This window comes from Nocardioides dokdonensis FR1436 (genome assembly GCF_001653335.1).
GTDB lineage: Bacteria > Actinomycetota > Actinomycetes > Propionibacteriales > Nocardioidaceae > Nocardioides > Nocardioides dokdonensis.
The window spans coordinates 4120040-4142061 of sequence record NZ_CP015079.1; the positions used below are offsets into that span (position 1 = coordinate 4120040).

General features: G+C 71.5%; 22 protein-coding genes. 7 read left to right on the plus strand and 15 right to left on the minus strand.

Annotated features, from left to right (window positions below):
* The first annotated feature begins 16 nt into the window (after positions 1 to 16).
* Entirely contained in the window at positions 17 to 388 is a 372-nt protein-coding gene (locus I601_RS19305; protein WP_068113404.1) for a response regulator, read from the plus strand.
* A gap of 7 nt (positions 389 to 395) precedes the next feature.
* On the opposite strand, the gene I601_RS19310 is transcribed toward I601_RS19305, so the two are convergent.
* The 4 genes from I601_RS19310 to I601_RS19325 all read right to left on the minus strand — a co-directional run bounded on the left by I601_RS19310 (position 396) and on the right by I601_RS19325 (position 5172).
* Positions 396 to 1145, minus strand: a complete 750-nt coding sequence (locus tag I601_RS19310; RefSeq protein WP_068113407.1) for a hypothetical protein — start codon at positions 1143 to 1145, stop codon at positions 396 to 398.
* Positions 1146 to 1184: 39 nt separating this feature from the next.
* Positions 1185 to 3002: a 3-hydroxyacyl-CoA dehydrogenase family protein gene (locus tag I601_RS19315; protein ID WP_068113410.1), complete on the minus strand. Its 1818-nt coding sequence runs from the start codon at positions 3000 to 3002 to the stop codon at positions 1185 to 1187.
* Between the two features lie 80 nt (positions 3003 to 3082).
* A complete protein-coding gene (locus tag I601_RS19320; RefSeq protein WP_218917704.1) occupies positions 3083 to 3685 on the minus strand; it encodes a GNAT family N-acetyltransferase in 603 nt (200 codons plus the stop codon).
* A complete protein-coding gene (locus I601_RS19325; protein ID WP_068113414.1) occupies positions 3619 to 5172 on the minus strand; it encodes an alanine/glycine:cation symporter family protein in 1554 nt (517 codons plus the stop codon). The genes I601_RS19320 and I601_RS19325 overlap by 67 nt, the downstream gene beginning before the upstream one ends.
* Positions 5173 to 5265: 93 nt before the next feature.
* On the opposite strand from I601_RS19325, the gene nucS reads away from it, so the two are divergent.
* Positions 5266 to 5943 carry an endonuclease NucS gene (nucS, locus tag I601_RS19330; RefSeq protein WP_068113417.1) on the plus strand — a complete coding sequence of 226 codons (678 nt, stop codon included), beginning with the start codon at positions 5266 to 5268 and terminating at the stop codon, positions 5941 to 5943.
* A gap of 46 nt (positions 5944 to 5989) precedes the next feature.
* The gene (locus I601_RS21510) at positions 5990 to 6520 is read left to right on the plus strand and encodes a DUF952 domain-containing protein (RefSeq protein WP_068113420.1); all 531 of its coding nucleotides are present in this window, start codon (positions 5990 to 5992) and stop codon (positions 6518 to 6520) included.
* A 21-nt stretch (positions 6521 to 6541) separates the two neighbouring features.
* Here I601_RS21510 and I601_RS19340 read toward each other — a convergent pair whose 3' ends face one another.
* From I601_RS19340 to I601_RS19370, 7 genes are read right to left on the minus strand one after another with little or no spacing between them, the layout of a single operon-like run.
* A complete protein-coding gene (locus I601_RS19340) occupies positions 6542 to 7006 on the minus strand; it encodes a hypothetical protein (protein ID WP_068113425.1) in 465 nt (154 codons plus the stop codon).
* 8 nt (positions 7007 to 7014) lie between these two features.
* Positions 7015 to 7722 carry an ABC transporter ATP-binding protein gene (locus tag I601_RS19345; RefSeq protein WP_068113428.1) on the minus strand — a complete coding sequence of 236 codons (708 nt, stop codon included), beginning with the start codon at positions 7720 to 7722 and terminating at the stop codon, positions 7015 to 7017.
* Positions 7719 to 8552, minus strand: coding sequence for an ABC transporter ATP-binding protein (locus I601_RS19350; RefSeq protein ID WP_068113431.1), 834 nt, complete (start codon positions 8550 to 8552; stop codon positions 7719 to 7721). The genes I601_RS19345 and I601_RS19350 overlap by 4 nt, the downstream gene beginning before the upstream one ends.
* Positions 8539 to 9669 (minus strand): branched-chain amino acid ABC transporter permease, encoded by a 1131-nt coding sequence (locus I601_RS19355; protein ID WP_068113434.1) that lies wholly within the window; start codon positions 9667 to 9669, stop codon positions 8539 to 8541. Before I601_RS19355 ends, I601_RS19350 begins: the two co-directional genes overlap by 14 nt.
* Positions 9666 to 10577 (minus strand): branched-chain amino acid ABC transporter permease, encoded by a 912-nt coding sequence (locus I601_RS19360; RefSeq protein ID WP_068113436.1) that lies wholly within the window; start codon positions 10575 to 10577, stop codon positions 9666 to 9668. The genes I601_RS19355 and I601_RS19360 overlap by 4 nt, the downstream gene beginning before the upstream one ends.
* Positions 10574 to 12058: an ABC transporter substrate-binding protein gene (locus tag I601_RS19365; protein ID WP_068113439.1), complete on the minus strand. Its 1485-nt coding sequence runs from the start codon at positions 12056 to 12058 to the stop codon at positions 10574 to 10576. The genes I601_RS19360 and I601_RS19365 overlap by 4 nt, the downstream gene beginning before the upstream one ends.
* Positions 12055 to 13242: a hypothetical protein gene (locus I601_RS19370; protein ID WP_068113441.1), complete on the minus strand. Its 1188-nt coding sequence runs from the start codon at positions 13240 to 13242 to the stop codon at positions 12055 to 12057. The genes I601_RS19365 and I601_RS19370 overlap by 4 nt, the downstream gene beginning before the upstream one ends.
* 234 nt (positions 13243 to 13476) lie before the next feature.
* Here I601_RS19370 and I601_RS19375 point away from each other — a divergent pair, with 234 nt between their 5' ends.
* From I601_RS19375 to I601_RS19385, 3 genes are all read left to right on the plus strand, one after another.
* Positions 13477 to 15363 carry a right-handed parallel beta-helix repeat-containing protein gene (locus tag I601_RS19375; RefSeq protein ID WP_068113445.1) on the plus strand — a complete coding sequence of 629 codons (1887 nt, stop codon included), beginning with the start codon at positions 13477 to 13479 and terminating at the stop codon, positions 15361 to 15363.
* Positions 15360 to 15938 (plus strand): hypothetical protein, encoded by a 579-nt coding sequence (locus I601_RS19380; protein ID WP_157520341.1) that lies wholly within the window; start codon positions 15360 to 15362, stop codon positions 15936 to 15938. The genes I601_RS19375 and I601_RS19380 overlap by 4 nt, the downstream gene beginning before the upstream one ends.
* A gap of 110 nt (positions 15939 to 16048) precedes the next feature.
* Positions 16049 to 17119 (plus strand): alpha/beta fold hydrolase, encoded by a 1071-nt coding sequence (locus I601_RS19385; RefSeq protein ID WP_068113450.1) that lies wholly within the window; start codon positions 16049 to 16051, stop codon positions 17117 to 17119.
* A 118-nt stretch (positions 17120 to 17237) separates the two neighbouring features.
* Here the strand turns inward: I601_RS19385 and I601_RS19390 are convergent, their stop codons facing one another.
* Together I601_RS19390 and I601_RS19395 are read right to left on the minus strand one after the other, a co-directional pair.
* Positions 17238 to 19265 (minus strand): protein meaA, encoded by a 2028-nt coding sequence (locus I601_RS19390; RefSeq protein ID WP_068113452.1) that lies wholly within the window; start codon positions 19263 to 19265, stop codon positions 17238 to 17240.
* An 80-nt stretch (positions 19266 to 19345) separates the two neighbouring features.
* Positions 19346 to 19651 carry an STAS domain-containing protein gene (locus I601_RS19395; protein ID WP_068113455.1) on the minus strand — a complete coding sequence of 102 codons (306 nt, stop codon included), beginning with the start codon at positions 19649 to 19651 and terminating at the stop codon, positions 19346 to 19348.
* Between the two features lie 151 nt (positions 19652 to 19802).
* Between I601_RS19395 and I601_RS19400 the strand changes: the two genes are divergently transcribed.
* On the plus strand, positions 19803 to 20375 hold the full coding sequence (locus tag I601_RS19400; RefSeq protein WP_068113458.1) for a cob(I)yrinic acid a,c-diamide adenosyltransferase: 573 nt from the start codon (positions 19803 to 19805) through the stop codon (positions 20373 to 20375).
* Here I601_RS19400 and I601_RS19405 read toward each other — a convergent pair.
* A complete protein-coding gene (locus tag I601_RS19405) occupies positions 20308 to 21531 on the minus strand; it encodes an MFS transporter (protein WP_068113460.1) in 1224 nt (407 codons plus the stop codon). The genes I601_RS19400 and I601_RS19405 overlap by 68 nt on opposite strands.
* Before the next feature lie 16 nt (positions 21532 to 21547).
* Positions 21548 to 21994 carry a DUF2550 domain-containing protein gene (locus tag I601_RS19410; RefSeq protein ID WP_068113461.1) on the minus strand — a complete coding sequence of 149 codons (447 nt, stop codon included), beginning with the start codon at positions 21992 to 21994 and terminating at the stop codon, positions 21548 to 21550.
* Positions 21995 to 22022 lie beyond the last annotated feature (28 nt).

The following is a 22022-nucleotide window of genomic DNA, read 5'->3' on the forward strand; positions in this document are numbered from 1 at the left end:
CCCAGGGGGTCTGACCATGCGCGTACTCGTCGTGGACGACGATCCGGACCTGTCGATGCTGATGGCACTCGTGCTCTCCCACCAGGGCGGGCACGCCGTCGACACCGCCGGGGACGGCGTGGAGGCTCTCGAGCGCCTCGACGACGCGGAGTACGACCTCGTGGTGCTCGACTGGAACATGCCCCGCCTCGACGGTCTCGGCCTGTGCGCCGCCATCCGCAGCGACCAGGACCGGAGCGACCTGCCCCTGCTGATGGTGACCGCCCTCCCGGACCACGCCCGGGCGCGGGCATCAGGCATCGACCAGGTGCTCGGCAAGCCGTTCAGCAACTCGGCCCTGGTCGACGCCGTCGACGGCCTGCTGGGCCGGCGGGCCTGCGGGCGCTGAGCGCGACCTAGAAGTCGAAGAGGTCGCCGAACCCGTCGCCGCCCTCGCCCGCACCGTCACCCGCACCGTCGCCCGGCCCGCCGCCGAAGCCGTCGAAGCCCATGCCGCCGAACAGCAGACCGGCGAACATCCAGTCCATCGGCGTGAAGCGGCCGTAGTAGCCCTGGGCGTAGGGCTGGTAGGCGCGACCGCCCTGCCAGTAGGGCACCCGACGCGTGCCGACGAGGACCTGGCGCACGTCGGGCTCGGCGCCGGACGAGACGCGCTCGGCGTCCAGCGCGCACGCCGGGACGTCGCGCTGCGTGCCCCCGGGCGGCGTGTAGGGGACCTCGCTCGTGGACGGCCCGTGCCGCGGGTCGAAGAAGCAGGGCGGGCGACGGGTCGGCAGCGCCTCGCCGTGCACCCGGGCCTGGACGCACGCCACCGCGTACCGGCCGTCCTCGAGGATCTCGGTCACGTTCCTGACCTCCTCGGGGCTGCGCAGCGCCGCAGCTGCCTGCTTGGCCGCCTCGTAGGCGTCCAGAGCACGCTGGTAGTCGGCGCGAGCACCGGCGTCGAGGGGACGCCCGGCCATCTCGTGGTCGAGGTCCTGCAGCTCGGTCCCGAGCGCGGTCACGTCCTCGAAGACCAACCGGTGCACCGGCTCCAGCTCGAGCTCCCGTGCCTGCGACGAGCGCCGCTGGCCACGCTGGACGACGACCACCAGCAGTGCCGCGCCGGCGGCGAGGGCCAGCAGGACGAGCACCACGTCGATCATGACGTCATCCTACGGATCTCGCCGCCCCGCGCGGCGGGCTCAGCGGGCGCTGTAGTCGCGGAACCCGCGCTTGGTCTTGCGGCCCAGGTAACCGGCCGTGACCAGGTGCTCCAGCAGCGGGGCCGGGGCGAAGCCGGGCTCGCGGAACTCCAGGTACAGCTCGCGCTGGATCGCCAGCGACACGTCGTTGCCGACCACGTCGAGGAGCTCGAAGGGACCCATCGGCAGTGCGCAGCCCTGCTTCATGGCGGTGTCGATGTCGTCGGCCGTTGCGTAGTGCGCCTCGAGCATCTTGACCGCGTCGTTGAGGTAGGGGAACAGCAGCGCGTTGACGATGAAGCCGGCCCGGTCGGCGCACGAGACGGCCACCTTGCCGACCTTGGCGCACAGGGCGAGAGTGGTCTCCGCGACCGCGTCGTCGGTGGCCACGGTCGAGACGACCTCGACCAGCTTCATGATCGTGGCCGGGTTGAAGAAGTGCATGCCGATGACGTCCTGGGGACGGTTGGTCACCCGGGCCATCTCGATGATCGGCAGCGAGGACGTGGTGGTGGCCAGGATGGCCCCCGGCTTGCAGATCTCGTCGAGGTTCTCGAAGAGGGTGGTCTTGATCGCCAGGTCCTCGGCGATGGCCTCGACGACGAGGTCCACCACGGCGAGGTCGTCCATGCTGGTGGTGCCGGTGACGCGGCCCAGCACCTCGGTCTTCTGCTCCTCGGTGGCGCGGCCGCGCTGGATCTGCTTGTCGAAGTTCTTGGTGATGGCGGCGCGCACGCCCTGCACCTTGGCCTCCGCCCGGCCCACGCAGACCACGTCGTATCCGGCCTTGGCGAAGACCTCGACGATGCCGGCTGCCATGGTGCCGGTGCCGACGACGCCGACGCTGCGGATGTCGTGGCGCAGCTGAGCGGCCTCGTCGGCCGACGGGGTCGCGGCGTCGGGCACCACGGTCGAGCTGTCCGGGGCCTCGTAGGTGTAGAAGCCGCGGCCGGTCTTGCGGCCCAGCAGGCCCGCGGTGACCATCTGCTTGAGGATCGGCGTCGGCGCGTGCAGCCGGTCGCGCCCCTGGCGGTACATCGTCTCGAGGATCTCGTACGCCGTGTCGAGACCGATCAGGTCGAGCAGCGCCAGCGGGCCCATCGGGTAGCCGCACCCGAAGCGCATCGCGGCGTCGATGTCCTCGCGCGAGGCGTACTTGCCCTCGAACATCGAGGCGGCGTGGTTGAGGTAGCCGAAGAGCAGGGTGTTGGCGATGAAGCCGGCCTTGTCGCCGCAGACCACCGGGCTCTTGCCCAGGCGGGCGAGCAGCGCCTGCACGTCGGCCAGGACCGTGGGGTCGGTGACGACGGTGCGCACGACCTCGACCAGGCGCTGCACGGGGGCGGGGTTGAAGAAGTGGATGCCGACGACGCGGCCGGGGTGCGAGGTCGCGGTGGACAGCTCGGTCACCGACAGCGACGAGGTGTTGGTGGCCAGGATCGTGCGGGGGTCGACGATCGCGTCGAGCCGGCGGAAGATCTGCTGCTTGGTGGCCACGGACTCGACGACTGCCTCGATCACCAGGTCGGCCGCCGCCAGGTCCTCGAGCGACGTGGTGGTGCTGATGCGGCCGAGCAGCTCGGCGGCCTCGTCCTCGCTGACCTTGCCCCGGGTCACGGCACGGCCGGTGGAGGCCTCGAGGTGGCGGCGACCGCGAGCGACACCGTCGTCGTCGAGCTCGACACCGACCACCGAGAACCCGTGGCGGGCGAAGACCTCCGCGATGCCGGCACCCATCGTGCCGAGGCCGACGACCCCGATCGTGGTGAAGTCGCGCGAGGTCTCGGAGGTGTCGGCGGTCTCAGGGGAGGTCGTCATGAGCGGCATCATGGCACGCAGAGGCCGGTCGCACCGTGGCGTAGTTCACTCGCGAGTAACGTGATGCCGGACACACCCGCTCAACGGTGGCCGAGGGGCAGCGCCATCACCACCCGCTCCCCCGCCTCGTCCAGGCCCCGTGAGCGCTCCCGGTCCCGCAGCTCGCCCAGCACCCCGCGCGGCTCGACGACCTCGAACCCGATGCGGGCGTAGAACGGAGCGTTCCAGGGCACGTCGCGGTAGGTGCACAACGTCAGCCGGTCGAAGCCGTCCCACCTCGCCTCCTCGGCTGCGGCGCGCACCAGGCGCGCCCCGAGGCCTCGCCGACCGTGCTCGGGCAGCACCGACACCTGCTCGAGGTGGGCGATCCGGTCGTGGCCGTCCTCGAGCACCAGCACGTGCGCGAAGCCCACGACCTCCCGGTCCGACGTCGCCACCAGGAGGTGCCCGGGCTCGGCCGCACGCTCGGCCCCCGACGGGGCCGGCGCCGACAGGGCGGCCGAGAGCTCCCCGAGGTGCTCGCGGAAGAGCACTCCGCCGGCCTCCTCGACCGCCGCCAGGTGGCGCAGGTCCGAGGGCCGGACCGGGCGTACGACGTCGGCCGCGCGCCCGCGGCTCAGGTCGTGGCCCGCTCGTCGACGGGCACCTCGGTGATCGAGCCGTCGCGACGACCCTCGCGCCACTTCACGACCTCCTCCTTCACCTTGGGCAGCAGCAGGTAGCAGCCCAGCAGGTTGAAGATCGCGCACACGAACAGCATCCCGTCGGCGAAGCTGAGCACCGACCCGAGGTTGACGACCGCACCCAGGGCAGTGAAGACGCAGAAGATGATCTTGAACGCGTTCTCCTTGCCGCGGCTGCGGCCCACGAGCGTGGTCCAGGCCTTGAGCGTGTAGTAGCTCCAGGTGATGAGCGTGGAGAAGGCGAACAGCGCCACGGCGAGCGCCAGCACGTTGTCGAAGCCGGGCAGGAAGGAGTCGAAGGAGCGCGACGTGAGCACGACACCGGTGTCGCTGGTCACCGACTCGCCGTCTGCGGCCCTGGCGAGCAGGTCGTTGTAGAGCGGGACGTCGGCGATGACGATGGTCAGCGCGGTCGCCGTGCAGACGACGACGGTGTCGATGAAGGGCTCGAGCATCGCCACGAAGCCCTCGGAGACGGGGTGCCTGGTCTTCACCGCGGAGTGCACGATCGGCGCCGAGCCGACGCCGGCCTCGTTGGAGAACGCCGCACGCTGGAAGCCGACGATCAGCACGCCGAGCGCGCCACCGGTCACGCCCTCCGGGTTGAACGCGCTGGAGATGATCGTCCCGATCGCGTCGGGGATCTGCGTGACGTTGCCGAAGATCACCAGCAGGCAGGCGCCGATGTAGAGGACGCCCATGATCGGCACCAGCTTGGAGGTCACCCGGGCGATCGAGCGGACGCCGCCGAGGATGACCAGACCCACCAGGGAGGCGAGCACGATGCCGAAGATCAGCGCCGCCCCGTCGGAGGCCAGCCAGCCGTCCTCACCGCCGGTGATCTCGACCGCCTGGGCGTAGGTCTGGTTGGACTGGAAGGCGTTCCCGCCCAGGGCGCCGAACAGGATGAGCGCCACCGCGAAGATGCTCACGCCGATCTTGCTGGCCACGGCACCGAAGCGCTCGAAGGCCACCGGCAGGTACTTGAACGGCCCGCCGGTGACGGTGCCGTCCTCGTGCACCTCGCGGTAGCGCACCCCGAGCGTGCACTCCACGAACTTGGTGCACATGCCGAGCAGGCCCGCGAGGATCATCCAGAGCGTCGCGCCCGGGCCGCCGACCGTCACGGCGACGGCCACACCGGCGATGTTGCCGAGCCCGACGGTCCCGGACACCGCCGACGACAGGGCTTGGAAGTGGGTGACCTCGCCCGGGTCGCTGGCCCGGGAGAACTTGCCGCGCACCAGGTCCCAGGCGGTGCCCATGGAGGTGAACTGGATGCCTCGGAAGTAGATCGTGAAGACGGTGGCCGCGGCCACCAGCCAGAACACGATCAGCGGGAAGGAGTAGTCCCCGAGGGGGACGTTCCAGAAGATCACGTCCGTCACGGCGGTCGCGATGGGCTCGAAGGCGTTGTTGATCGCCTCCTCCACCCCACCCAGGAAACCGTCGGACTCCGCCGCGAGCGGGATCAGCAAGTTCGTCATAAAACTCCACCCAACCTGACCAGACGTGTGAGCGCAATCACCTTCGCTGCCCGGATCCGGCCCGATCCCGGTCGAGAGGTAGATTCCCCACCCGTGAGACTCGTCGTTGCCCGCTGCCAGGTCGACTACGCCGGTCGGCTCACCGCGCACCTGCCGATGGCGACCCGGGTGCTGATGATCAAGGCCGACGGCTCCGTGCTGGTGCACTCCGACGGCGGCTCCTACAAGCCGCTGAACTGGATGTCGCCGCCGTGCACCCTGGCCGAGGGCACCGACGCCGACGGCACCGCCGAGTGGGTGGTGACCTCGACCAAGACCGGCGACAGCCTGCGCATCCTCATCGAGGAGGTGCTCAGCGACTCCGCCCACGACCTCGGGATCGACCCGGGCCTGGTCAAGGACGGCGTCGAGAAGCACCTGCAGGAGCTGCTGGCCGAGCACCCGGCCACGCTCGACGAGGGCCTGACGCTGGTCCGTCGGGAGTTCCCCACCGCGATCGGGCCGGTGGACCTGATGTGCCGCGACTCCGAGGGACGCAGCGTCGCGGTGGAGATCAAGCGCCGTGGCGAGATCGACGGCGTCGAGCAGCTGACCCGTTACCTCGAGCTGCTCAACCGCGACCCCCTGCTGGCACCGGTCCGCGGGATCTTCGCCGCGCAGGCGATCAAGCCGCAGGCGCGCGTGCTGGCCACCGACCGCGGCATCGCGTGCGCCGTGGTCGACTACGACGCCCTGCGCGGCATGGACGACGTCGAGGCACGACTGTTCTGACCGGCGCGCCCGATCGGGACCGTTCGTTGTGCGTAGGGTCACGCGCGTGCTGATCTTCCACATCGCGACCGCCGCCGACTGGGCCGCTGCCCGCAGCAGCGGCTCGTACACGACCTCGACGCGGGGACGGACCCTCGACGAGGAGGGCTTCATCCACGCGGCGCGCGCCGAGCAGTGGCGCGGTGTGCACGCGCGCTACTACGCCCAGGCGAGCGAGCCGCTGCTCCTGCTGGAGATCGACACCGACCGTCTGACCAGCCGGGTCGTGCAGGAGCCGGCCACCGCTGGCGGTGACGAGCTCTTCCCGCACATCTACGGCCCGGTCGAGCCGAGCGCGGTCCTGCGCGCGGTGCCTCTCGAGGAGGCGCTGGGCGCCACGTCGTTCAGCGCCCTCTTCCTGCGCGAGGTGATGCGCAACGCGATGCTCGGGATGATGGTGCTGCTGCTCGCCGCCCTAGGCGCCGTGCTGCTGGACGACGCCCTGGGCGGGTGGGGCGTGCTGGTCGGCGCCCTGGCCGGCGCCGGCGCCGGCGTGCTGGTCATCCTGGCCCTGAGCCGGCGCGTCGCCCGTACCTGACCGCCGGCCTCCCGGCGCCGCTCAGTGCGTGGCCAGCCGGCCGAAGGTCGGCGGCAGGCAGACCCGGCACGGCTGCAGGGGGCTGCCCGCGACGTCGGTCAGCGGCACCAGGTGCGCCTCGGCCCGTGCCTCCGGGAGCGAGCACTCGACGCGGTGGTAGGACTCGCTGCCCGCCACGACGTAGGAGTCGATGCCGGCGCCGACGGCCCCGGCATCGGCGCCCTGGCGCTCGATGGCCAGCGCGACCCGCTCCACGGCCGCCTCGAGGCGTGCCATGTCGGTGCGGAAGTTCTGCACGAGGATCATGGCCGCGCCGATGATGACGACCGCGGTGCCGACGATGCCGCCGGAGATGAGGAACGGGAACTGCGCGGGCACGTAATCGGTGCTGGCGGCACCGTTCCACCCGAAGAAGATGACGAGGAAGCCGAGCAGGCACAGGAGCACTCCGAGCTGCCCGCCGAGACGACCGAGGTTGTTCTGCATGGTGACTCCTAAGCTCCGAGGTAGGCCTCACGGAGGTTGACGTTGCGGATCTGCTCCCCCACGGCGGTGTGGAGCACGGTGCCCTTCTCCATGATCAGGGCGCGGTCGGCGAAGGGCAGGGCCCCCGCGTTCTGCTCGACCATGAGGACGGTGGTGCCCCCGTCGCGGATGCGCGAGGTGACCTCCCAGACGGTCCGGGCCAGGGCCGGGCTGAGTCCCAGCGACGCCTCGTCGATGAGCAGCAGCCGCGGACGCGACATCAGGGCCCGCCCCACGGCCAGCATCTGCTGCTCGCCGCCCGAGAGGGTGCCGGCCAGCTGGTCCTGGCGCTCGACGAGCCGGGGGAAGTAGTCGAAGACCAGGTCGTGCTGCTCGCGCACGGCGCGGGGGCTGCGCCGCCGGCTCCAGGCGCCCAGCCGCAGGTTCTGGCGCACGGTGAGCCGCGGGAAGACCCTCCGCCCCTCTGGGCACAGCGAGATCCCCTGCTTGACCCGGGCGGAGGGCGAGCGCCGGCCCAGCGACCTGCCGTCCAGGCGCACCTCCCCCGACTGCGGGCGAAGCAGGCCGGCGATCGTGTTGACGGTGGTCGACTTGCCTGCCCCGTTGAGGCCGAGCAGCACGCACACCTCGCCCTCCTCGACGTCGAAGTCGATCGCGTGGAGCACCGGGTGCGGGCCGTAGCCCACCACCAGCCCACGCACCTCCAGCAGGCTCATCGCTCCCCTCCCACGCGCGGCAGGACCAGCGTCGACTCCGCGAGCGGCTCGGGCTCGGACTCGGGCTCGGGATCGATGCCCAGGTAGGCCCGGGCGACCTCGGGGTGACGTCGTACGTCGTCGGGCTTGCCCTCGGCCAGCACCTCGCCGAAGTTCAGGCAGTAGACGTAGTCGGAGACCCGGGTCACCAGCGGGACGTGGTGGTCGATCATCACGATGCTCAGCCCGAACTCCTTGCGCAGCTCCAGCAGCGTGTCGCCCAGGGCCAGCGCCTCCTCGGGACCCATGCCGGAACCCGGCTCGTCGAGCAGCAGCAGGTCGGGGTCGGTGGCCAGGACAGCGGCGATCTCCACCTTCTTGAGCACGCCGTAGGGCAGGTCCGCGACCCGTTCGCGGCTCACGTGGCGCAGGTCGAGCAGGTCGAGGATCAGCTGGCTGCGCTCGGAGAGGCGCCGCTCCTCGGTGAACGTGCTCGGTCCGCCGGCGATGCCCGCCCACGGGTCGTACGAGACCTGCAGGTGCTGGGCCGTGGCCAGGTTCTCCGCGACGCTGGCGTTCTTGACCAGGCCGACGTTCTGGAAGGTGCGACCGATCCCCAGCGCGGTGCGTCGGTGCACCGCCATCTCGGTGATGTCGGTGCCGCGGTAGCGCACCCGGCCGGCGGTCGGGGAGTAGAAGCCGGTGATGCAGTTGAACAGGGTGGTCTTGCCGGCCCCGTTCGGTCCGATGATGCCGACGATCTCCCACTCCCCCGCCCGCAGGCTCACGTCGTTGAGGGCGGTGATGCCGCCGAAGCGGATCGTCAGGTGGTCGATCTCAAGCACGGACATCGGTGACCTCCACGTCGTTGACCCCGCCGGCGTGCCGGTCGAAGCGGTGGCCGGTGAGCCAGAGGCGGATCGGGGCGATCTGCTGCCCGATCCCGCCGGGGTAGAGGGTGAGGGTCAGGACCAGCAGGATCGGTCCCACGACCAGCGAGACGAACTCCGTGGGCAGGCCCAGCAGCCCCTCGAAGAACCCCTCGAGACCGAACATGCTGACCAGCGCGCCCTCCTCGAGGAGCGCGAAGAACACCGCGCCGAGCACCACCCCGACCCGGTTGCGCAGTCCGCCGACCACGGTCATCAGCACGAAGAGCAGCGCCAGGCGGAAGTCGAAGGAGCTGGGCACGATCACCTCGTCGTGGTGGGCGACCAGGGCACCCGCCACCCCGGCGAAGAGGCCGGAGACGGCGAAGGCGACCAGGATGTAGGCCCGCACGTTGATGCCGTACGACGCCGCCACCCGCGGGTTCTCGCGCAGCGCCGCCATCGCCCGGCCGGCCTTCGACGACGTCAGCCGCCAGTCCAGCCACAGCACCACGGCCAGGAAGCCCAGGCACAGGTAGTAGTAGCGGTAGCCGCTGGTGAAGAAGTCCGGTCGCGGGGCCGGCTTGCCGCCCTCGCCACCGGTCAGCGACGAGAGACCGAAGAGGGTCTCCTGGGCGAAGGAGCCGTAGGCCAGCGTCACCAGGGCGAAGTACAGCCCCGTCAGGCGCAGCGACACCGCACCCAGGAGCACCGCCTGGACGGCCCCGAAAGCGGCGGCGACCCCGACCGCGAGGAAGAAGCTCAGCTGGAGATCGGTGACGATGTAGGCGGAGGCGAAGGCGCCCACCCCGACGAAGGCCTGGTGGCCCAGCGAGATCTGCCCGCAGTAGCCGAGCAGCACGTTGAGCGACAGCGCCCCGATCGCGTAGATGGCCGCGAGCGAGGCCACGTCGACGTCGGTGACGCCGACCTCGAAGGGCGAGAGCACGTTCGTCGGGATCCCGAGCACGACCCAGGCCAGGACCGCCCACACCAGTCCGCGGGCGATCCAGCCCCCGCGGCCGGGACGGAAGTGCGCAGGCTGCCCCTCGGGCTGCTCCCCGGGCACCGCCGGCAGCACGGTCGTCGCGTCGCTCATGCCGCAGCCGCCGTCCGGGGCACGAAGATGCCCTGGGGACGCACCATCAGCACCACGAGGAGGAAGCCGAACAGCAGCATCGCCCGGGCCCCGGGGATCTCGATCATCATCGACAGGGTCCCCATCTGCTCGACCACGCCGACCGTCAGGCCGCCGGCGACGGCGCCGGGCATGCTGCGCATGCCGGCGAGCACCGCGGCCATGAATCCCGGCAGCAGCGCACGGCCGGCCCCGAAGCTCAGGAAGCCGGCGGTGAAGGTCAGGTTCGGGCCGGACAGGATGCCGGCGAGCCCACCGAGCAGGGCGGCCATCGCCCAGGTGAGCATCGAGACGCGGCGCACGCTGATCCCGACGAGCTCGGCCGCGGTCGGTTCCTGCTGGGCCGCCTGGATGGTCAGCCCGGCGGGCGAGCGGAAGAACAGCGCCAGCGTGACCGAGGCGACGACCAGCACCCCGAGGGTGATCAGCTGCTGCACGGTCACCGGCGCCCCGATCACCGGCACCAGGAAGAACGAGTCCACGATCCGCGGCATCGTCATGATCAGGGTGTCGTTGAACTGCCAGAACTGGATCCCGATCGCCGCCAGCGCCACTCCCGCGGTGCCCACCAGCACGGTGACCCGTGAGGCGTTGCGCAGCGGGTGCACGACCAGGCGCTCGGTGAGCAGTCCCATCGCGACAGCGACGCCGAGGCCGAACGCGATCGCCCAGGTGTAGCTCCAGCCCCACAGCGTCAGGGCGGCGTACGCCGCGAACAGCCCGGTGGTGCCGAACTCCGCCTGGGCGAAGTTGAAGACCCCGGAGGCGCGGAAGACCAGCACGATCCCCAGCGCCACCAGCGCGTAGACGCAGCCCTGCAGCAGACCGGTGACGATCGCGACGGCGATCTCCTGCCCGAGCCCGCTCACGGCCGCTCGTTGCGCCGGACGGTGACGAACTCGTTCTTGTTGCAGTCGGCCCTGAGCAGGTGCATCGCGGTGCCGCCGTAACGGCTGGAGAAGCTGGTCGGCGGGAAGACGCCCGGATTGAAGTTCTTGACCCGGGCGATGGTGGCCATGAACGACTCGCGGGTCAGGTCCTTGCCGGTCGCCTTGAGCATCGCGCCGACCATCTGCTCGAGACCGTAGATCGCCGCCCCGATGTCGTCCGGGCTGGCGTTGTTCTTCTGCTGGTAGGCCGAGACGAACGCCTTGTCCTGGCGCATCACGTCCATGCCCGGCATGGGCGAGTAGAACATCGCGCCGGACACGTTCGGGCAGCCGACCTGCGCGACGATGTTGAGGCCGTTGCTGAGGCCGGGACCGATGAAGGTCACCGAGCACGCCATCGACTTCAGCACGTTCAGGAACGAGCTCGGGCTGGCGTTCCAGAGCACCACCTTGGCGCCGCTCTGGCAGATCGACGTGCCGACCGCAGGAGCGTCACTGGTGGTGTTCTTCGGGATCCGCCGGGAGAGCACGAGGTTGCTGCCCGCGACGGCCTTGATCTGGCTGTCGGAAGCGTTGTAGAAGCTGTCGAGGCTGTCGTTGTCCGCGACGATCACGGCAGCCTTCTGGCCGCCGAACTGCGTCTTGACCAGGCGGGCCAGCAGCGGGACCTGCTGCTCGTAGGCCAGCGACAGCGCGAAGTAGGTGCCCAGGTTGCTCAACGGGCCGAGCCCGGGTCGGGTCTGGTGCACACCGCCCGAGAGGTAGGGCACCTTCGCGGCGGCCGCGTACCGGGCGCACGCGTCGATCTGGTCGGCGCCTGCGCCACCGATCAGGAGGAAGACCTCCTCCTGCTCGACCATGGTCTTGCAGACCGAGCGGGCGCGGTTCGGGTCGAAGCCGTCGTCCTCGAAGAGCACCTCGACCTTGCGACCGTTGATGCCGCCGGCGCGGTTGACGGAGTCGAAGTAGACGCCGACCGCCCGCTCGAACGACGCTTGCGGGATGGCCGCGGCGCCGGTGACCGGCGCGTGCACGCCGATCTTGATGGTCGAGGACGTCACCCCGGTGGCGTCGCCGCCGGAGCTGCTGCCCCCATCGGTGCCGCCCGAGCCCTCCGAGCCGCCGCTGCCGTCCTCACCGCCACCGGAGCCCGAGCCGGGGCCGGAGCCGGAGCCGGAGCCCGAGCCGGAGCCGGAGCCGGAGCCGCCGAGGCCGCCACCGCCCGAGCCGGAGCCACCGAACGCGTCGCCACCACCGGCTCCTCCGCCGCCACCGAAGTCGTCACCGCCGGTGCCGGGCGCGCCGAAGGCGCCGCCGGCACCCTGCTGGACCTGACCCCCGGCGTAGACGGCGCTGACGCCCGCCTTCTGCCCGCACCCGGTCGCGGCGAGCGCCAGCACGAGACCGAGGGCGGCCACGTGCCGTCCGGCCATCCGGCCGGTGTTGCGTCGCGTCCTCATCGGACCACCTTCAGGGCGCCGAGACCGCGGGAGTCGCGCAACCGGTCGAGTGCCCGGCTCACCCCTCGTCGGTTGGCCGCCGGGTCGGGTCGCCCGGCGGGGCCGAGCGCCAGCATCATCAGGTAGGCCAGGGCGAGCACGAAGGGCAGCAGCACGACCACGCCGCGCGGCAGCCCGGAGTACCAGGCGATGTTCGCGGCGACCGGGACCGCGCCGGCCTCGATCGAGCCGTCCGCGCCGTCACCACCGCCGCCCGCGCCGGCGTCGGGAGAGGAGCCGGCCGGGGCGCCCAGGGCGGAGCCGTCGGTGGAGGTGTCGTCGAAGCCGCCGAGGCCGTCGAGGCCGTCGCCGCCGCCGCCGGAGCCGCCACCGAGCGCACCACCGGACGTGCCGCCGCTGGTGGACCCGCCCTCGGTCCCGTCGGTCCCGTCCGTCCCGTCCGTGCCGGCGCCGTCGGTGCCGTCGGTGCCCTCGGGGGCCGTCGTCCGCACGACGAGGCCGACCCCGTCGTCCTGGAAGCCGGTGAAGGCCACGTCGAAGGACTCCGGCGCCTCGGCCTTCTCCACCAGGACGATGCCGCGCGAGCCGACGAAGTCGGTGTCCGTCCATCCGGAGGCCACGGCGGTGAGGTCGAAGCTCCAGCGCCCCTGGTCGTCACGCACGCCCGCAGCCTCGGCGCGGTCGCAGTCGTAGGTGGGGCGGTTCTTCCACGCAGCCCCCTGGCCGTCGGCCCAGAAGAGCTCGGTCACCGGGCAGGCGACCACGCTGGCCACCTCGCCCCCGAGCGCTGCCGCGGGTGCACCGGACTCCTGCAGCACCATCTCGAAGCGGTCGATGCTCGAGCCGGGCTCCGCCTCGAGGGCGAACTCCACGGCCGAGACCTTCAGGGCCTCGCCCAGCACGGCTGCGACCGGCATCGAGCCGGCCGGGGTGGTGGGTGCGGGCGGCTGCGGTGCCGCGACCACGCCGGTGTCCGGCGGCGGCTCGTTGGCGACGTACCACCACCCGGACTTCACGACCGAGGCTCCCTGCATCCGGCCCGGCTCCAGGTCGGACCGGGCCGTCCTCTCGTCGCCGGCTCCGGCCCGGCTCGGGTCGGTGGGCCCGTCCGCCAGGGCGGCGCCGGGCAGGACGGTGATCATCAGGGCGGGCAGGACCGGCAGCACGAGCCGCGACAGGGACACGGTCTTCTCCAGGGGTGGGGACGGTCGGGGGACCTAGGTGGAAGCAGAACGACCCTTCACCGTGGAAGGTCACGTACGTCACACCGGAACGGCCGACTACGGGCGCCGTGGTCTAGACGACGACGCCCTCCGGGGCAGCCCGTGGGCGGGCGCGGGTCCGGACGACCCCTCGGACGTAACCTGCGTCACGGCCCGATCGTTCGCGTGGAGTCACCACCCCCCGAAAGGACCCCCATGCCTCGGACCTCCCCGCGAGCCCGCACCCGATCTCCACTCCCGCTCGCCCTGGCGGTCGCCCTCGGCCTGGGGGTGGCCGGCGTGGGCCTCGGCCTCGGCGCATCCCCGGCCGCCGCCCACGAGGAGCGTCCGGCGGTCTTCCCCGACGGCACCTCCGAGGTCCCGCGCTTCCTCGGCTACGACAACCCGCGGCGTCGGGTGGTATGTGCCGACGAGAGTCCGCGCGAGGTGCGCCGGATGCGCCCCGGGACGCTCAAGCGCGCGAACAAGCGCCTGCTCCAGGAGTGTCGCTACTCCTCCATCCAGGCAGCGATCAACAGCATCTCGCGCCGTGGCACCTCGATCTACGTGCTGCCCGGCTCCTACGACGAGACCCGGTGGGGCAAGGACGACCGCAGCCGCTACTGCTCGCACCTGGCCACCGACTCCGACGACCCGCTGCTGGCCGCTGAGTACATCGGCAGCCTCTCCTCCCCCGACTCGGGCGCCTCGGCCCCCGCGGACGACGGCACCTCCGACCCGATCGCCCTGTCGTACGCCGACCAGCGGCGCTGCTCGGGCAACCTCAACCTGATCTCGGTCTTCGGTGACCGCACCCCCGGCGACGACTCGATCGCCTGCGACAGCAAGTTCTGCGGGACCCAGCTGGTCGGGACCGGGGCCGACGCGCACGACGTCCTCGTGGACAACCGCTTCCGCAAGCTCAACGCGCTGCGCGTCGACCGGGCCGGCGGCTTCTACCTGCGCCGGATGACCTTCGAGCAGGCCGAGTTCAACGCGATCTACGTCCTGGAGACCGACGGCTTCGTCATCGACGACATCGTGGCGCGCGCCAACGACGAGTACGGCATCCTCGCCTTCGCCAGCGACCACGGCCTGATCAAGAACTCCGAGGCCTACTTCAACGGCGACTCGGGCATCTACCCCGGCTCCGGCGCGGACATCAACGCCGACAACGAGAACTTCGAGCCGACCCGCTACGCCATAGAGATCAAGCGCAACTCCAGCCACGACAACACGCTGGGCTACTCGGGCACGGCCGGCAACTCGATCTACGCCCACCACAACGACTTCTTCAACAACGCGACCGGCATCGCCACCGACTCGCTGTTCCCCGGCCACCCGGGCCTGCCCCAGGACCACGCGCGGTGGAGCCGCAACCGGATCTTCTCGAACAACTCCAACTACTACACCGAGTTCGTCGACACCGGCGTGTGCGCCAAGCCGATGCCCGAGCGCGGGTACGCCGAGGGCACCGTGTGCCCCGTCGTGCCGACCCCCGTCGGCACCGGCGTGCTGATCGCCGGCGGCAACTTCAACTCCACCGACCACAACTGGATCTACGACAACTGGCGGCACGGCACGATGCAGTTCTGGGTGCCCGCGGTGCTGCGCGACGAGTTCGACCCCACCAAGCAGCTCGACACGAGCAACCACAACCGCACCTTCGCCAACCACATGGGCACCACCCCCGCCGGTCGGGTGCTGGAGAACGGCTCGGACCACTGGTGGGACGACCAGGGGCTCGGCAACTGCTGGGAGGACAACGAGTACGCCGACGGCCGGCAGGACGACAACTTCGTCGTGCCCCCGCTGCCGTGCGACCAGGGCGGGTCCGTGCTGGTGCCGGGACTGACCGTCAAGGACGCCGGCTTCCTCAGCTGCAGCCAGTACGACCGCAACGACCCGACCTGGCGCCACCCCCCGCAGTGCAACTGGTTCGACAGCCCGACGCGGCCCGGGTCCGCTCGAGCGGCGGCCGTCACCTCCGGCACCGCCGCGGGCGACAGCGGTGCTCCCTCGCTGCTGCTCGCGCCGCTCACCGGGCTCGGCCTGCTGCTCCTGGCGCGACGCCGGCCGCGACCGGCCCGCCGCGCGTCGTGAGCGTCGTACGCCGTCCGCGACGGTGGGGGCGGGTGGGTGCGGCCGCGCTGGTGGTCGCACTGCTGCTCGGCGCCCTCACCGCCGCCGCGGTGGCGCGGGGCGGACCCCGGCTGAGCACCTCGGGCCCGGTCGACGTCGCCGGGACCGAGGCCACCGGCACCTTCACGGTGGCTGAGCGCACGGTGCGCCAGGTCCGCTACGCCGACCAGGGAACGCTGCGCTACACCTTCGTCCTGCACAACGACGGCCGACTGCCCGTCGAGGTCGCCGGCCTCGCCGACGAGCAGCCGTCCTCGCGCCTCTTCACGCCGGTCGACCTCGTCGCCGCGGACGACGGCGTGACCGTGGTGCCGGGAGGCGGACAGCTTGAGGTGACGCTCTCGCTGCTGATGAGCGGCTGCGAGACCCTCTCGGCGCGGGCCGGCGCGTTCGTCACCGAGGTGGTCCTGCGCACCCGGACCGCCGGCGCCTTCGCCGACGACGTGTCGGTGCTGCTGCCCGAGGAGCTGCACACCGGATCGCCGCGCGAGGCCTTCTGCCCGGAGTCGACGGCGTCCTCACGCCCGCCGGGGTGATCACGGGCCCGTGTCGGGACCCGGCCGCGACACGGGCGACCGCTCGACGTCGCCCATCTCACATACCGATGGTTTGTGGCTGGCCTCTTTATTGACATACGTTCAACGACATGACGTCGACCCTGCGCACCCTGCTCGCCGGACTGGTCGTCGGAGCGCTCACCGGCGCGCTGGTCGGAGCCGTGGCCGGACAGGCCGTGGCCGGGCCGGCCGGCGAGCAGCGCGTGATCTCCCGCCAGGTCGCCTTCGACCTGGTCAACACCAACGACACCGACCTCCTGTGCGTGCCCGACGGCCAGGACTACACCGTCACCGCGCGGCTGGTCGGCCCCCGGGGCGACGTGCTGGGCCTCGACGGCGCCAACCGCATCAACGTCCTGGTCCACGATGCCGGCACCGGCGGCTGGTTCTGGGGCCTCGACTCCCCCCGTCGCTTCGACTACGCCCGCAAGCTGGCCCAGCGCGGCGAGACCTCGCTGGTGCTCACGCGGCTGGGCTACGACCAGAACGCCCTCGACTCGGGCCGCGACACCTGCCTCGGCGCGCAGGCCACGATGCTGCACCAGGTCGTCCAGCACCTGAAGTCCGGCAACTTCCGCTTCACCGGCCCGGTGGGCACCACGACGCCGGCTGCCGGTCACGTGGTCGTCCACGGCCACGGGCTCGGCGCCGCCGTCGCCCAGCTCGAGGCCTCGACCTTCGACGACGTCGAGGGTCTGGTCCTCATGTCGTGGACCGACAACCGGTTCTCGCAGCGTGCGGTCCAGGAGTCCCTCCGCCAGGGCGTGACCTGCCTCGGCGCCGACTACGTGGGCTTCGGCGAGACCCGCCGGGACTTCCGCGAGCTCCTGTTCGCCTCCGCGCCGGCGCGGGTCCAGCGCACCGCCGTCCGCCAGCGCAACGACGTCCCCTGCGGCGACGTCCTCAGCCTCGCGGGCATGGTCACCAGCCTCGCGCTCGACACCGGCTCCATCGAGGCTCCCGCGCTGCTCCTCTTCGGCGCGGACGACGCACGGATCCGCGACGGTGCCGCCGAGGAGCAGGCCGGCCGCTTCCGGTCCAGCTCCGCTGTGCGCACCCGCACCTTCCCCGGCACCGGCAGCGCGCTGCCCCTCGAGCAGCGGGCCCCTCAGGTCCGCCGCGAGGTGCTCTCCTTCCTCAGCACCCTGCGCCTGAGCTGACCCACCGCCGTTCGAGCGTCGTCCCCGTCGGTCGAGCGGCGTACGGCGACCGGTCAGCTCACCGGGCCTCGACGACGCTCCTCGCTGGCGCTCGTCACTGCTCGACCACCAGCGCAGATCAGTCCAGGTCGTGGGCGGCGCGGATGACGTCGACGATGCCGCCCATGATCTCGGTGAGCCCGAAGTCCTTGGGCGTGTAGACCGCCGCGACCCCCTGCTCCTTGAGCCGTCGGGCGTCGGAGTCGGGGATGATCCCGCCGACGATGACGGGGACGTCCGCGGCGCCGGCGTCGCGCAGACCCTGGAGCACGGCCGGCACCAGCTCCATGTGCGACCCGGACAGGATCGAGAGCCCGACGCAGTGCACGTCCTCGGCCACGGCCGCGGAGACGATCTGCTCGGGGGTGAGGCGGATGCCCTGGTAGACGACCTCGAACCCTGCGTCGCGGGCCCGCACCGCGACCTGCTCGGCCCCGTTGGAGTGACCGTCGAGGCCGGGCTTGCCGACCAGCAGGCGGAGCCGGCCGCCGAGCTCCTCCCCTGTGGCCCGCACCCGCTCGCGCACGGCGGTGATCTCGGCGCCTGCGCCGGCGACGCCCACGGCTCCGGAGACACCGGTGGGCGCCCGGAACTCTCCGAAGACCTCGCGCAGGGTGCCGGCCCACTCACCGGTCGTCGCACCGGCACGGGCCGCGACCAGGGTCGCTGCCATCAGGTTCTCGCTGCCCTTGGCGGCCTCGGCCAGCGCCGCCAGGGCGTCGACGACCTGCTGCTCGTCGCGCTGGGCCTTCCACTCGGTGACCGAGTCGCGTGCCGACTGCTCGGCCCGGGGGTCGGCCATCATGATCGCCCCGTCGACGTCCGCGGTCAGCGGGGACGGCTCGGTGGTCTCGTACTTGTTGACCCCGACGATGATCTCCTGGCCGGACTCGATGCGGGCCCGGCGGGCGGCATGGGCCGAGACGAGCTCCTCCTTCATGTAGCCGGACTCCACCGCCGCGATCGCCCCGCCCATGGCCTGCACCCGGTCGATCTCGGCCCTGGCGCCCTCGACCAGCTCGGCGACCTTCGCCGCGATCACGGTCGAGCCGTCGAAGATGTCCTCGTACTCCAGCAGGTCGGACTCGAAGGCCAGCACCTGCTGCAGCCGCAGCGACCACTGCTGGTCCCAGGGACGCGGCAGACCGAGGGCCTCGTTCCAGGCGGGCAGCTGCACGGCGCGCGCCCGGGCGTTCTTCGACAGCGTCACGCCCAGCATCTCGAGCACGATGCGCTGGACGTTGTTCTCGGGCTGGGCCTCGGTGAGCCCGAGCGAGTTGACCTGGACGCCGTAGCGGAAGCGCCGCATCTTGGGGTCCTGGACGCCGTAGCGCTCCCGGGTGATCTCGTCCCAGAGCTCGACGAAGGCCCGCATCTTGCAGGTCTCCTCGACGAAGCGCACGCCGGCGTTGACGAAGAACGAGATGCGTCCGACGACCTTCTCGAAGTCATCCTCGGCGACCTGCCCGGAGGCCTTGACCTGGTCGAGGACCGCGATCGCGGTGCACAGTGCGTAGGCGAGCTCCTGGGTGGGCGTCGCGCCCGCCTCCTGCAGGTGGTAGCTGCAGATGTTGATGGGGTTCCACTTCGGGATCTGGTGGACCGTGTAGGCGATCATGTCGCTGATCAGGCGAAGCGAGTGCTCGGGCGGGAACACGTAGGTGCCCCGCGAGAGGTACTCCTTGATGATGTCGTTCTGGGTGGTGCCGGCCAGCTGCGCGGCGACCTCCTCAGCGGTGAGGTCGGGGTTCTGCTCCTCGGCCACCACCTGGTACATCGCCAGCATCCACATGGCGGTGGCGTTGATCGTCATCGAGGTGTTCATCGAGGTCAGCGGGATGTCGTCGAAGAGGTGGCGCATCTCCCCCAGGTGCGGCACCGGGACGCCCACCTTGCCGACCTCGCCGGTCGACATCACCGAGTCGGGGTCGTAGCCGGTCTGCGTCGGCAGGTCGAAGGCCACCGACAGCCCGGTCTGGCCCTTCGACAGGTTGTTGCGGTACAGCTCGTTCGACGCCTGGGCGGTCGAGTGGCCGGCGTAGGTGCGCATCACCCACGGGCGGTCCTTCTCGGGACGATCGACCAGGGGGCGCTCCATCTCCGTCATGCACAGAGGGTAGAACGGTTCCTACGCGCTGGTAACCGGTGGACGTGTGGTCTATCCGACACCGGGGCGTCGGACCTGGGTCAGGCCGGCACCGCGGCGCGGTCCAGGTCGACCACCCGGATCAGGTGCGAGAGGTGCAGCAGCCGTCGTACGGCGGGGCCGCAGCCGCGCAGCGTCAGGTGCCGTCCCTCGAGGTCGGCGCTGCGGCTGGCCACGGCCAGCACCTTCAGCGCGGTGAGGTCGACGACCTCGACCGCGGTCAGGTCGACCACGACGTGGTCGTGGGCGCCCAGGTGGTCGTAGACGGCCGCCCGGACCTCGGTGGTGCTGCGCACGTCGAAGTCGCCGTGCAGCCGCACGACGGCTCCCTCGGTGGTGATCTGCATGTGGTCCTCCCGTGCGTCCCGCTGCCCGATCTCCCGATAGACCGGGGCGCTCCGACGTCGTCCTCACCCACCATGACGCGTCAGCGGCCCGGAAGGTTGCACCGATCGGACACTTTTCGTCACGTGTCGTCGTGCTGGCTACCCTTCGTCCATGGTCAACCTGACGCGCATCTACACCCGGACCGGCGACGCCGGTGAGACCCGACTCGGCGACATGAGCGTCACCACGAAGACCGACACCCGGCTCCAGGCCTACGCCGACGTCGACGAGGCCAACGCCCAGCTCGGGCTCGCTGTGGCCCAGGGCGACTTCGAGGACGACGTCGTGAAGGTGCTCGTCCACGTGCAGAACGACCTCTTCGACGTGGGTGCGGACTTCTGCACCCCGATCGTCGCGGACCCCGAGTACCCGCCACTGCGGATCACCCAGGACTACGTCGACCGCCTCGAGGGCTGGTGCGACCACTACAACGAGCACCTGGAGAAGCTGCGCTCCTTCATCCTGTCCGGCGGCACCGTGGGCGGGGCCCAGCTGCACGTCGCGCGCACCGTCGTACGTCGTGCGGAGCGGTCGGCCTGGTCGGCGCACGCCGAGCACGGCGAGACGATGAACCCGCTGGCCATCACCTACCTCAACCGGCTCTCGGACCTGGTCTTCATCCTGGCCCGCTACACGAACCGTGAGCAGGGCGACGTGCTGTGGGTGCCCGGCGGGTCGCGCTGACGCCGGCGGCTGCCGGCACCATCAGCACGGCCACCACGAGCAGCACCTCGAGGGTGCCGACCCGGTCGGCGAGCCGACCGAGCAGGGGTGGTCCCGCGAGGAACGCCCCGTAGCCGATGGTGGCGACCACCGAGACCCGCAGCGCAGCACCCTCCGGGTCGTCGGCGGCGGCGCTCATGCCCACCGGGAAGCCCAACGACGCCCCGAGGCCCCACACCAGGATCCCGACGGCCACCAGCGGCAGCGACGCCCCCAGCACCGTGAGCAGCACCCCGGCCCCTGCGAGCGCCGTGCTGGCCCACAGGACCGGCGCGCGTCCCCACCGGTCCAGGAGCACCGGGCCCACCAGCCGTCCGGTGGTCATGGCCACGACGAAGAGCCCGAAGCCGGCCACGCCGACCCAGTGCTGGACCCCGTAGCCGTCGATCAGCGCGAGCGAGAGCCAGTCGTTGGCGGTGCCCTCGACCATCGCGAAGGCCATCACCATCACCCCGATCGCGAGCGTGCGCGGCTCGGTCCACGGCGAGGCGCGGCGGACGGGCCCGTCCTCCCCCGACCCGGCCCCGTCCACGGGTCGGCGGGTGGGCAGGTAGCGGGCGCCGCTGCGCCAGGCGAGGACCAGGGCCAGGCCACTCACGACGAGCAGGTGGGCCAGCAGCGGCACCCCCGCGGCCAGGACCGCCACCCCGACGCCGGCGCCGATGATCGAACCCAGGCTCCACCCGGCGTGGAACCGCGGCATGATCGTGCGGGCCAGGCGCCGCTCCACCTCGGCCGCCTCCACGTTCATGGCCACGTCCCACACGCCCGTCCCGGCACCGTGCACGAACAGCCCGAGGGTGGTCAGGGGCAGCGATCCGAGAGTCGCGCCGGCGGCGGCGACGCCGAGACCGCAGGTGTCGAGCCCGGCCCCCAGCCGCACCGTGCGCGCCGCGCCGGCGCGGGCGATCACGTGACCGGTGGTGGGCAGGGCCAGCATCGAACCGACGGCCACCGCCAGCAGCAGCAGGCCCAGGGCGGTGTTGCTCAGCGCGAGCCGCTCGCGCAGGTCCGGCAGGCGCGCGACCAGGGAGGCGAAGACCAGCCCGTTCAGCACGAAGGTCCATGCCACGGCGTGGCGGGCGTCCTGCAGGGCGTCCCGCGACCGACCGGTCACCGAGCCGCTCCCGACCTCAGCGCGAGCCGGGCATCTCAGCGCCCGGCGGACGCGCCTCGAGCCAGGACTGGAACCCCGTGAGGGAGCTGGTGCCCATCGCCAGCTCGACGATGCCGTCGTCGCTGCGACACACGATCACCACGTGGTCGGGGAAGAGCGCGGACTGCTCCGGGCCCTCGGGCGCCCGACGCTCCTCGTAGGTCAGCTCGGTGCGCTGCCAGCAGCGCTTGGCGCGCGGGGACAGGGAGAAGATGCGGAACCACTCCAGCTGCTCGCCGGAGTAGCGGCCGATGCCGAGAAGCCAACCGCGTCCGGCCCTGTCGGACCGGACGCGGTGGCTGAGCTCGAAGGTGCCGCCGTCACGGGCGATCACCCGGCGACGCACGACGAGGGCGAGGCCGTAGAGGAGCACGAGGACCAGGAGCACACCGGCTGCATCGAGCAGCCACTGCCACACCGGCATCCACGTCCCCCTGCCCAAGTCCCGACCG